Origin of the sequence: Campylobacter sp. RKI_CA19_01116 (assembly GCF_025771405.1) — a bacterium.
Lineage (GTDB): Bacteria > Campylobacterota > Campylobacteria > Campylobacterales > Campylobacteraceae > Campylobacter_D.
On record NZ_JAKMQF010000002.1, the window covers coordinates 226,558 to 238,945 of the forward strand.

Consider the following 12,388-nt stretch of genomic DNA (forward strand, 5'->3'; position numbering starts at 1 on the left):
TAAAATGAATGATAAATTTTCTAAAATAGGCTTTGTATTAGCCGTTGCAGGTGGTGCTATAGGGCTTGGAAATGCTTGGAAATTTCCAACCTTAGTAGGGCAAAATGGTGGTTTTGCTTTTGTGCTTTTGTATTTGCTTTTGACTATTAGCGTGGGATTTTGTGTATTTTTAGCTGAAATTGCTATGGGAAGATTAAGTCAAAGTGATCCTGTAAATGCTTATAAAAGTTTAGCAACCAAGTATGCTCAAAAATGGAAATTTGCGGGATTTTTTATGCTTGGTGGAATTTTTGTATTATCTTTTTATCTTGTTATTATGGGTTGGGTTTTAAAATACATGATAACTTCGATTTACTATCTACCTAGCAATACCCAAGAGGCAGGAGCTTTGTTTGGAAAATTAATACAAAATAGTATTTTAGAAAGTAGTTTGTATTTTTTAATTGCTTTTTTTCTTACTTTATTTGTTGTCTCAAGAGGGGTTAAAAGTGGTATAGAAAAACTCAATGTTTGGATTATGCCAAGTTTATTTATCATGCTTGTATTAATGCTAGCGTATTGCTTTTTTCAAGACGGTTTTAAAGAAGCTTTTGTTTATTTGTTTTATCCTGATTTTACTAAACTTAATCTAAACTCGGTTTTAACAGCTTTAGGCCTTGCTTTTTTTACCTTATGTTTAGGTATAGGTTGTATTACTACTTACGCAGCTTCATTAAAAGATGATACAAATTTAATCACAAGTTCAGCCATAATTGTGCTTTTAAATATCAGCATAGGCTTAATGATGGGGCTTATTGTATTTACTTTTATATTTAAATTTAATGCCAATCCCGCAGAAGGTGCTGGACTTGTATTTATATCTTTAACGACTTTATTTTCCAACTTAGGTGCTATCTTTGGGCATTTTTTAGCCTTTTATTTTTTCTTGGCTTTGTTTTTTGCAGGGATTACTTCAGCAGTTTCTATGATAGAACCTTTTACTTTTTATCTTGTGAATGAATATAAAATTTCAAGAAAAAAAGCTTTGGTTTTTATAGGTTTTGTGGTTTTTCTTTTAGGGATGAGTTGTATTTTATCTTTTAGTGCTAGTTATGGGGCTAGTTTTAGTTTTTTTGGTTTTAGTTTTTTTGATATTTTGGATAAATTAACTTCTAATTTTATGCTCCCACTTGGAGCTATTGCTAGTGCTATTTTTGTAGGATTTTTTGTAGATAAAATGAAAATCTATAATTTGTTTTCTAAATTTATGAGTAAAAGTATTTTTGAAATATGGTATTTTTTACTCAGATTTGTTGCGCCTGTTGCGATTATTATCATTATGTTAAATCAAATTTTATAAATTTATTTTTTAAGAAATAAGGTTATAATTGCAAAGATGCAAAAATAAGGAAAAATTATGGCTAAAAAATTAATTGATGTGATGGATACCACATTTAGAGATGGTTTTCAATCTGTTTATGGTGCTAGAGTTTTGATGAATGACTTTTTTCCTGCCCTAGAAGCAGCTAAAGAAGCAGATATTAAGCATTTTGAATTTGGCGGTGGAGCTAGGTTTCAAAGCTTATTTTTTTATTTAAATGAAAATGCCTTTGAAATGATGGATAAATTTAGAGCCATCGTTGGAAAAGAAGCAAATTTACAAACCCTTGCAAGAGGGGTTAATACTGTAGCACTTGATACAGGTAGTAAAGAAATTATTGATTTACATGCAAAAATGTTTGCAAAACATGGTACAACTACCATAAGAAATTTTGATGCATTAAATGATGTAAATAATTTGAAATTTAGTGGAGAATGCATAGTTAAACATGGTTTAAAACATGAAATCACTATTACTTTAATGGATTTACCTCCAAAATGTAAAGGCGCGCATGATGTACCTTTTTATGAAAGAATTTTAAAAGAAATCCTACAAGCGCAAATTCCTTTTGATAGCATTTGTTTTAAAGATGCAAGTGGAACTTCAAATCCAAATAAAATTTATGAAGTTATTAAAATGGCTAGAAAAAACTTGCCTGAAAATATGCATATAAGGTTACATACGCATGAAACTGCAGGGGTGAGTATAGCATGCTATTTAGCGGCTTTAGAAGCAGGTGTTGATGGTATAGATTTGGCTGCTGCTCCTGTTAGTGGTGGTACAAGCCAACCTGATATTTTAACCATGCTTCATGCTTTAAAGGGAAGCAATTTTGATCTTGGTTTGGATGAAGAAAAAATTTTAAAATATGAAGAAGTGTTAAAAGATTGTTTAAAAGATTATTTTCTACCACCTGAAGCAACAGCGGTAAATCCTTTAATACCTTTTTCACCTATGCCAGGTGGAGCATTAACTGCTAATACCCAAATGATGAGAGATAATAATATTTTAGATAAATTTCCTCAAGTTATAAAAGCCATGCAAGAAGTAGTAGAAAAAGGTGGTTATGGTACTTCGGTTACTCCTGTATCGCAGTTTTATTTCCAACAAGCTTTTAATAATGTAATGTTTGGTCCTTGGAAAAAAATAGCAGATGGATATGGAAAAATGGTTTTAGGATATTTTGGAAAAACCCCTGTTGCTCCAGATCCTGAAGTAATTAAGCTTGCAAGCGAGCAATTAAAATTAGAACCAACTACAAAATTAGCTACAGATATTGCTGATGCAGATGAGAGTAAAAGTATAGCTTATATTAAAAACTTATTGGAAAAAGAAAATTTAGAAGCAAGTGAAGAAAATATTTTTATCGTTGCAGCTTGTAAAGAAAAAGGCATAGCTTTCTTAAAAGGCGAAGCTAAGGTTAATGTTAGAAAAAATAGTAAATTAAAACCAAGTCTTATTAATGAAAATCAATTTACCGTTTCAGTTAATGGTAATAAATATCATGTGGAAGTAAGTGCAGGTTTTGATAGAGATGTTAATGTCAAAAGTGCCGTAAAGGTAAACTCAGATAAGATAGAAGTGAAAAAGGCACAAGTAGATGATAGTGCTAATGCCATCGTTGCGAGTATGAATGCAAATGTATTTAAAATTTTAGCAAAAGAAAATGACAGTGTTAAAGCAGGTCAAGTTGTAGCTGTGCTTGAAGCTATGAAAATGGAGATTGAAGTTAGTGCAAGTAAAGATGGAGAAATTGCAGAACTTTTAGTAAATGCTGGTGAGAGTGTAAGTGAAGGCCAGGTTTTAATGACTTATAAATAAGGAGGCAAAAATGATAGGTTTAGAAAATTTAGGTTTAGAAAATATCGGGCAAGTTTTTCATAATCTTAGTTATGATGAGCTTTTAAAACATGAAAAAAATAACAATGAAGGTGTATGTACTAAAAATGGCACTTTTAGTGTGGATACGGGAATTTTTACCGGAAGAAGCCCTAAGGATAAATATTTTGTAAAACAAGATCCTTCACAAAAATATATTGCTTGGGGTAAGATTAACCAACCTATTAGCGAGGAATTATTTGAAAAACTTTTAGCAAAAGCTAAAAAGCAACTTAGTAATAGTGATATTTATATCCAAGATGCATATTGTGGTGCTTCGTTAAAAAGTCGCAAAGCTGTGCGTTTTGTAACACAAATTGCTTGGCAAGCGCATTTTGTAAAAAATATGTTTATTCGTCCAAAAGAAGAAGAGCTTGGTGAGTTTAAACCTGATTTTGTGGTGTATAATGCTTGCAAATGTGTGAATGAAGACTATGAAAAAGATGGTTTAAATTCAGAAGTTTTTGTCATTTTTAACATAGAAAAAAATATAGCAGTAATTGGTGGGACTTGGTATGGCGGAGAGATGAAAAAAGGAATTTTTTCTATGATGAATTACTGGCTTCCGCTAGAAAATAAACTTCCTATGCATTGTAGTGCTAATGTTGGAGAAAAAGGTGATGTGGCGCTTTTCTTTGGACTTAGCGGTACAGGTAAAACTACTCTTTCAACCGATCCAAAAAGAAAATTAATAGGCGATGATGAGCATGGTTGGGATGATGAGGGTGTGTTTAATTTTGAAGGAGGTTGTTATGCAAAATGTATTAACCTTGACCCTCAAAGTGAGCCAGAAATTTATGGAGCTATAAAGCAAAATGCACTTTTAGAAAATGTAGTTTTAAAAGATGATTTAAGCGTTGATTTTAATGATGGTTCTAAAACTGAAAATACTAGAGTTTCTTATCCGATAGAACATATTTTAAATCACGAGCCAAGTCTTAGCGCAGGTCATCCTAGTAATATTATTTTCCTTTCAGCAGATGCTTTTGGTGTTTTACCTCCGGTTAGTAAACTTAGTAAAGAACAAGCAATGTATTATTTTCTAAGTGGTTATACTGCAAAAGTAGCAGGAACTGAAAGAGGTATTACTGAGCCTGTTGCGACTTTTTCAGCTTGTTTTGGAGAAGTGTTTTTGCCATTACACCCAACTGTTTATGCAAAACTTTTGGGCGAAAAAATCAGCAAGCATAATGTGAATGTTTATCTAGTAAATACCGGTTGGAGCGGTGGAGCTTATGGTGTAGGCAAAAGAATGAGCATTAAAGCTACTAGAGCTTGCATTAATGCGATTTTAGATGGTAGTATACAAAATTGTGAGTTTGAAAATTATGATTTATTTAATCTTGCAGTTCCAAAAGAATTAGCAGGTGTTGAAAGCAAGCTATTAAATCCTATTAATACTTGGGAAGATAAAAAAGCTTATGAGGAAACCAAATTAAAGCTTGCAAAAATGTTTATAGAAAATTTTAAACGCTATGAAGATGTAAAAGAAGGAGCAGAATTTAAATTAGCTGGTCCTGCTATCTAAAAAGAGTTAAGCTCTTTTTAGAATAGTGATTCAGGATTGATTTGGGTTTCTTTATTTTTTGGAAGCTCAAATCCACCTAACATATGAAAATGTAAATGAAAGACTTCTTGCCCGCTATTTTTTCCACAATTTGTGATTAATCTATACCCGCTTTTATCAAGCCCTAAAAGAATAGCTAGTTCTTGAATAAATTGTGTCATTTCACTCATTAATTCAGGTCTTAATTCTTGAAAGTTTTCAAAATGTTCTTTTGGAATGATTAAAATATGAATAGGTGCTTTAGGATTAATATCATGAAAGGCTAAAAATTTTTCACTTTCTAAAACTTTATTAGCAGGGATTTTTCCTTCTATGATTAGTTCAAATACGGTTTTTTCTCTCATTTAGTAGTCCTTTTTTTGTTATTTTTGCTAATTTTAAATAATTTTACATTAGAATGTTTAAAAAAAATTTAGTTGGAGCTAAAATTGCAAGATATGATAGAAAAAATTGCTTCTGCAAGTACTTTAGCAGAACTTGAAAATATAAAAGTAAGTGTTTTAGGAAAAAAAGGTATTTTGACTTTGGAATTTGCAAAGTTAAAAGATTTGCAAGGTGAAGAAAAAAAAGAATTTGCTAATGGTTTAAATAAAGCAAGAGATGAATTTAATGAAGCTTATCAAGTAAAATTAAAAGAATTGGAAGAAAAAGCTTTAAATGAAAAAATGAAACAAGATGTGCAAGATTTTAGTTTTTTTGATGAAACTTCAAATGCAGGTGCTTTGCACCCAATCATGCAAACTATGGATAAAATCATAGAATATTTTACAGCTTTAAATTTCAGCATAGAAAAAGGGCCTTTGATTGAGGATGATTTTCATAATTTTGAAGCATTAAATTTACCACAAAATCATCCTGCAAGAGATATGCAAGATACTTTTTATTTTGAAGATAAAACCTTGCTTAGATCTCAAACTTCTCCAGTTCAAATTAGAACTATGCTATCTCAAAAACCACCTATTAGAATGATAGCACCAGGTGCAGTTTTTAGAAGAGATTTTGATATTACCCATACACCTATGTTTCATCAAGTGGAAGGACTTGTGGTAGAAGAGGGTGATAAGGTAAATTTTGCAAATTTAAAAGATATGCTAGAACATTTTTTAAAACATATGTTTGGTGATGTAAAAGTGCGTTTTAGACCTAGCTTTTTTCCTTTTACAGAGCCATCTGCTGAAGTAGATATTTCTTGTGTATTTTGTAAAGGTTGTGGATGTAGGGTTTGTAAGCAAACAGGATGGCTTGAAGTTTTAGGATGTGGTGTTGTTGATCCTAATGTTTATAAATTTGTTGGTTATAAAAATGTAAGTGGCTATGCTTTTGGTTTGGGTGTGGAGCGTTTTGCTATGCTTTTGCATAAAATTCCTGATTTGCGTTCTATGTTTGAAGGTGATTTAAGATTATTGGAGCAATTTAGATGATTATTAGTAGAAATTGGTTAAATGAATGGATTGATTTAAGTGAAATATCAACGCAAACTATAGTAAATACTTTAAATTCTATAGGATTAGAAGTTGATAGTTTCAAAAGTGTCAAAGCTCCCCAAAAAGTTGTAATAGGTAAGGTTTTAGAAAAAGTTAAACATGAAAATTCAGATAAATTGAATATTTGCAAAGTAGATGTTGGGAATGAAATTTTACAAATTGTTTGTGGTGCAAAAAATGTTGATAAAGATCAATTTGTAGCCGTATCTTTAGTGGGTGCAGTGCTTCCAAATGGACTTGAGATAAAACCTGCCAAACTTAGAGGGGTTGAATCTATGGGTATGATTTGCTCTTCTAGTGAGCTTGGTTTTGGAAAAAGCAATGAAGGCATTATGGTTTTAGATGAAAGCATGGGAGAATTAGTTCTAGGAAAAGCTTTAAATGATTATGAACTTTTTAATGATGAATTAATTGAAATTGAGCTTACTCCAAATCGCGGAGATTGCTTGAGCTTATATGGTGTTGCTAGAGATTTAAGCGCAGCACTTGATTTAAATTTAAAAGAATTAAATCCTTTAAAAGAAAGCGAAAATAGCGTAGGTATAGGAAGAATATTAAGTGTTAAAAATCAAAGCGATGTTGAAGGCTTTTTTGCTTATAAAGCATTAGAGATTAAAGAAGAATTTAAGCTAAATATTACGATACAAATTCGCCTTGCCTTGATTGAAGCATATAAAAATAATAACATAGAAAATCTTTTAACATATGCAACTCATGCAAGTGGAGTGATTTTTTGTGCTTATGATTTTCATAAACTTTGTCAAGATTGTCAAATCGATGAAAAGATTGTTTTAGAAATTAAAACTCAAGAACATGGAGAATATGGAGTTTATTATAAAGATGAGTTGATTGCTTTAGCGGGTATAGAGCAAGAAGATAAATTTAAAATCAATGATGAGAGTAAAATCATCATTATAGAAGCAAGTTATACTCATCCTCAAACTATAGCAAATGCAATAGCTTTTTATAAAAAGAAAAATGATACTATATATCGTTCTTTAAGAGGTAGTGAGCCTAAGCTTTCTTTGGGAATGGAGTATTTATTTAATGAGTGCTTGAAAATTAGCATGATGAGTGTTTTTTCTGGAAGTCAACAAGTTTTTAAAGAAAATGAAGCAAATATTATTGGTATTTTTGGTGCAGAGATTGATAAAATCATTGGTATGCCTATAGATAAAAATAATTTAGTAAAAATTCTTAAAAAACTAGGCTTTGAAATAAGTGTAGTAAATGATGAACAATTTAATATCAAAATCCCACTTCATCGCAGTGATATAGCAAATATAGCTGATATTAGTGAAGAGATAGTAAGAATTGTTGGCATTGATAATATCCCATCAAAAGCTTTAGAATTTAAAGAAAAAAATCGTCTAAATCAAGTATATTTTGATTATCAAGAGCTTAAAAATTTAAGATTAAAAGCAAGTAGTAATGGATATTTTGAAAGTGTGCATTATGTTTTAGATAATGAAGAAGAATTAAGTCAATTAGGATTTAAATGCATTAAAAATAAGCTTATTAATCCTATCACCAATGAACTTAATACTTTAAGAAGCACTTTGATAAATCATCTTTTAAATGCAGCAAGCTTTAATCTAAGAAATTCAAAAAAGAAAATCAAACTTTTTGAATGTGGTAGTGTTTTTGATGAGTTTTCAAATGAGCATGCTAAATTTGCGATGATCTTTAGTGGCTACAAAGAAGAAGCTAAAATCACAAATAAAGCCAAGCCTATTTTGGTAGATTTTTATACTTTTTTAGCAGAATTAAAGAGCATTATAGGTGAGTTTAGTTTGCAAAAATCAGAATATGCATTTTTAAGTCCATATGAGCAAGCAAATGTATATAAAAATGGCAAGCGTATAGGTTTTGTAGGTAGAGTGCATTTAAGTATAGAAAATAAAAGAGATCTGGTTAAAACTTATATTTGTGAGCTTGATTTAGAAGGCTTAAAACAAGACTTTAAAACCGCTAAAGCTTATTCTAAATTTCCATCTATGAGCAGGGATTTAAGTATAGTTATACCTAAGGGTTTTGAATATGAAAAAATCAAACACACTATTGCTAAATTAGATATTGAAAGATTAGAAAGTTTTAGAGTAGTAGATTTATATACAGATGAGAATTTAGGCGATTTTTATAGCTTGACTATTAATTTAGTATTTAGAGATTTTGAAAAAACCTTAGAAGATAATATTATTCTTGGATATATTGATAAAATCATCAAAGCTTTAGATGATGAACATGGTTTAAAACTTCGATGAAAATCAGTCCTATTGATTCTTTTACAGCAGAGCTTGAATATATAGCTTCTGATAAGTCTATATCTCATCGCTTTGCTATCTTTTCTTTGCTTACCCAAGGAACTTGTAAGATTAAAAATTATTTAAAAGCCCAAGATACTTTACATACTTTAGCAATCATTCAAGCTTTGGGAGCTGAGGTTGAAGAAAATGATGAATTAATTTGCATTAAAGCTCCAAAATATATAAAATCTCCAAATTGTGTTTTAGAATGTGGCAATTCAGGTACAGCTATGAGACTTTTAATAGGTCTTTTAAGCGCTATTGAAGATGAATTTTTTGTACTTAGCGGGGATTGTTATTTAAATGCTAGGCCGATGAGACGTGTAAGTGAGCCTTTGATGAGTTTAGGAGCTAAAATTTATGGAAGAGCTAATACAAATCTAGCACCTATTTGTATACAAGGGGCTAAGTTAGATGGTTTTGATTTTAGTAGTAATATTGCTTCAGCTCAGGTAAAATCAGCTTTAATCTTAGCAGCTTTATTTGCCAAAAAAGAAAGTTATTTTAAAGAAATTGAGCTTTCAAGAGATCATAGTGAGATTATACTTAATAAAATGGGAGCTTGTATTGAATATTTAAATGAGGAAAAAACTTTTATCAAAATCAATCCTTTAAAAGAAAAATTAAAAGCATTTGAAGTATGTGTACCAAATGATCCATCATCGGCCTTTTATTTTGCTTTAGCTGCTTGTATTTTACCTCATTCAAAAGTAGTTTTAAAAAATGTTTTGTTAAATAAAACACGCATTGAAGCCTTTAAAATTTTAGAAAAAATGGGTGTAAAAATCACCTATAATATTACCAATGAAGATTTTGAAAGTATTGGAGAAATTTATGTTGAAAGTGCGCCCTTAAAGGCAGTAAGTGTGAGTGAAAATATCGCATGGTTGATTGATGAAATTCCAGCTTTGGCCATAGCTTTTGCTTGTGCAAAAGGAAAAAGCATTATAAAAAATGCTAAAGAATTGCGCGTAAAAGAAAGTGATAGAATCAAATCAATTGTATTAAATTTGCAAAAATGTGGAATAAAAGTAAAAGAATTTGAAGATGGTTTTGAAGTAGAAGGTGGCGAAGCTAAAAGTGCTAAAATAGAAAGCTTTGGAGATCATAGAATTGCGATGAGTTTTTTAATTTTAGGTTTAAGATGTGGAATGGAAGTAGATGATAGTGAATGTATTAAAACTTCTTTTCCAAATTTTATTGAGATTTTAAAGCAAATAGGAGCTAAATTTGGAGATTGAACTAGCAAAAAGCTATGGATTTTGTTTTGGAGTAAAAAGAGCTATTAAAAAGGCTGAACAGATTAAAGATGCAGCTACCATAGGCCCTTTAATCCATAATAATGAAGAAATCACAAGACTTTGGAAAAATTATAATGTTAAAACATTAAATGATATTAATGAATTAAGCACAGAAAAAAAAGCCATCATTAGAACCCATGGTATTACAAAGCAAGATTTAGAAAAATTAAAGCAAAAAGATATAGAAATTTTTGATGCAACTTGTCCTTTTGTAACTAAACCTCAAAAAATTTGTGAGCAAATGAGCAATGAAGGCTATGAAGTTGTGATTTTTGGAGATGAAAATCATCCTGAAGTAAAAGGGGTGAGAAGTTATGTAAGTACTAAGGCTTATGTAGTGCTTGATGAAAAAGAATTATTTGATATTAAATTGCCTTCTAAAATTGCAGTGGTATCACAAACTACAAAAAAGATAGAAAAATTTATGGAAATTGTAAATTATTTAATGCTTAGAGTTAAAGAAGTACGTGTTTTTAATACCATATGTGATGCGACTTTTAAAAATCAAGAAGCAATCAATGAGCTTGCTAAAAAAAGTGATGTAATGATAATAGTTGGAGGAAAAAATTCAGCTAATACTAAGCAACTTTTTTTAATAGCAAAAAATTACTGCGAGGATAGCTACTTAATCGAAAATGAAAAAGAAATTCAAAAAGAATGGTTTAGCGGTAAAGAAAAATGCGGTATTAGCGCAGGTGCTTCTACACCGGATTGGGTGATTGATTTGGTTTTGGAAAAAATCAAAGAATACACCAAAATTAACTAAGTTTAAAGAAAACAATACTATAATCAAGAATTAAAATTTAAAACAAAGGACCACGATGAGCGAGGTGAACAAAAAAGTTCAAAACAGACTAGAGGATATTATCATAGAAGAAGATTTTGAGCAAATGCTTGAGGAATCTTTCAAGTCTGATGAGGAGGCAACTACACAGGGTATAATTGTCGCGATTAAAGGCGATGAAGTATTTGTAAATGTAGGGCAAAAATCAGAAGGTATTTTGGCAATAGAAGAAATTCAAAACGACAAAGGCGAATTTATCTTCAAAGAAGGCGATACATTAGAAGTTGCTATAGTGGGTTCTCGCGGTGGCAGATCTTTACTTTCTCATAAAAAAGCTTTAAGAAAGCAAAAAGTTAAAGAATTTATTGATAATTATAAAGATGATGAAAGTATGTTTGATGTAAAAATCATTGGTAAAAATAGAGGCGGTTTTGTAGCTGTGGATGAAAATGGAGTAGAATTTTTCTTACCAAAATCACAAAGTAGTTTTAAAGATTCAAATAACATCATCAATAAAACTTTCAAAGTTAAAATCATCAAAATAGATAAAGAAGCTCAAAGTATAGTAGTTTCTAGAAAAAAAATAGTAGATGAAGAAAGAAAAAAACGCAAAGAGATTATCTCAAATGTGTTAAATCAAGAAGAAATCATAGAAGGTATTGTTAAAAAAATCACCACCTATGGTATGTTTGTTGATGTAGGCGGTGTTGATGGTTTGGTTCACTATAGTGAAATTTCTTATAAAGGACCGGTAAATCCTAGTTCATTATATAATGAGGGTGATAAGGTTCCTGTAAAAGTGATTAAATATGATAAAGATAAAAAACATCTTTCTTTATCTATCAAACTTGCTATGCCTGATCCTTGGGATGAAATTAAAGATGGTTTAGAGGTTGGTGACACTATTAAGGTTACAGTTTCAAATATAGAGCCATATGGTGCTTTTGTTGATTTGGGAAATGATATAGAAGGATTTTTACATATAAGTGAAATTTCTTGGGATAAAAATGCTAAAAATCCAAAAGATTATATTAGTGAAGGCCAAGAGCTTGATGTGGAAGTAATTGAGATTAATGCTAAAGAAAGAAGACTTAGAGTTTCTTTAAAAAATTTATTAGCAAAACCTTTTGATGAGTTTTTAAAATCACATAAAGTAGGTGATGTGGTAAAAGGTAGTGTTACTTCTGTGACTAATTTTGGTGCCTTTGTAAAAATTGCAAACTTAGAAGGTTTATTGCATAATGAAGACGCTTCATGGAATAGAAACGATAAATGCAAAGATATGTATAAAGTTGGTGATGTTATAGAAGTTAAAATCATCAAGCTTGACAAAGAAAATCAAAAAATTTCTTTAAGCACTAAAGAATTGCAAAAAAGTCCTGTGCAGGTTTATGCACAAAAACACCAAGTAAATGATATTATCTCAGGAAAAATTAGAGATATTAAGGATTTTGGAGTTTTTGTTGAGCTTGAAGAGGGCGTTGATGCACTAATTCACAAAGAAGATTTGGGTAATATTGATTTTTCAAGTTTAAAAGTAGGCGATACAATAGAAGCTTTAATTGTTTTCATTGATGAAAAGAAAAATAGAATTCGTTTAAGCGTAAAAAGTCTTGCAAGAATGAAAGAAAGAGAAGCGTTAAATGAAATCAATGATAATGATAAAGTAACTTTAGGTGATATTATCAAAGATCAACTTTCATAATAA

9 protein-coding genes are annotated in these 12,388 nt (G+C 30.4%); 8 read left to right on the forward strand and 1 reads right to left on the reverse strand.

Translation table 11 applies throughout. From position 1 onward, the window contains the following. Positions 1 to 4 precede the first annotated feature (4 nt). From L8U41_RS02590 to pckA, 3 genes are read left to right on the forward strand one after another with little or no spacing between them, the layout of a single operon-like run. Positions 5 to 1,339 (forward strand): sodium-dependent transporter, encoded by a 1,335-nt coding sequence (locus L8U41_RS02590; RefSeq protein ID WP_263727731.1) that lies wholly within the window; start codon positions 5 to 7, stop codon positions 1,337 to 1,339. 57 nt (positions 1,340 to 1,396) lie between these two features. Continuing rightward, a complete protein-coding gene (locus tag L8U41_RS02595) occupies positions 1,397 to 3,181 on the forward strand; it encodes a biotin/lipoyl-containing protein (protein WP_263727732.1) in 1,785 nt (594 codons plus the stop codon). Between the two features lie 10 nt (positions 3,182 to 3,191). Next, positions 3,192 to 4,766, forward strand: coding sequence for a phosphoenolpyruvate carboxykinase (ATP) (gene pckA, locus L8U41_RS02600; RefSeq protein WP_257928712.1), 1,575 nt, complete (start codon positions 3,192 to 3,194; stop codon positions 4,764 to 4,766). A 17-nt stretch (positions 4,767 to 4,783) separates the two neighbouring features. Here pckA and L8U41_RS02605 read toward each other — a convergent pair whose 3' ends face one another. Continuing rightward, entirely contained in the window at positions 4,784 to 5,149 is a 366-nt protein-coding gene (locus L8U41_RS02605) for a histidine triad nucleotide-binding protein (protein WP_240379776.1), read from the reverse strand. Between the two features lie 84 nt (positions 5,150 to 5,233). Here L8U41_RS02605 and pheS point away from each other — a divergent pair, with 84 nt between their 5' ends. From pheS to L8U41_RS02630, 5 genes are read left to right on the forward strand one after another with little or no spacing between them, the layout of a single operon-like run. Beyond that, positions 5,234 to 6,226: a phenylalanine--tRNA ligase subunit alpha gene (gene pheS / locus L8U41_RS02610; RefSeq protein ID WP_220555325.1), complete on the forward strand. Its 993-nt coding sequence runs from the start codon at positions 5,234 to 5,236 to the stop codon at positions 6,224 to 6,226. Next, positions 6,223 to 8,553: a phenylalanine--tRNA ligase subunit beta gene (pheT, locus tag L8U41_RS02615; protein WP_263727733.1), complete on the forward strand. Its 2,331-nt coding sequence runs from the start codon at positions 6,223 to 6,225 to the stop codon at positions 8,551 to 8,553. The genes pheS and pheT overlap by 4 nt, the downstream gene beginning before the upstream one ends. Then, positions 8,550 to 9,836, forward strand: a complete 1,287-nt coding sequence (aroA, locus tag L8U41_RS02620) for a 3-phosphoshikimate 1-carboxyvinyltransferase (protein ID WP_263727734.1) — start codon at positions 8,550 to 8,552, stop codon at positions 9,834 to 9,836. The genes pheT and aroA overlap by 4 nt, the downstream gene beginning before the upstream one ends. Then, a complete protein-coding gene (locus L8U41_RS02625) occupies positions 9,826 to 10,662 on the forward strand; it encodes a 4-hydroxy-3-methylbut-2-enyl diphosphate reductase (protein WP_039668700.1) in 837 nt (278 codons plus the stop codon). The genes aroA and L8U41_RS02625 overlap by 11 nt, the downstream gene beginning before the upstream one ends. A 55-nt stretch (positions 10,663 to 10,717) precedes the next feature. Continuing rightward, positions 10,718 to 12,385, forward strand: coding sequence for a 30S ribosomal protein S1 (locus L8U41_RS02630; protein WP_039618939.1), 1,668 nt, complete (start codon positions 10,718 to 10,720; stop codon positions 12,383 to 12,385). Positions 12,386 to 12,388 lie beyond the last annotated feature (3 nt).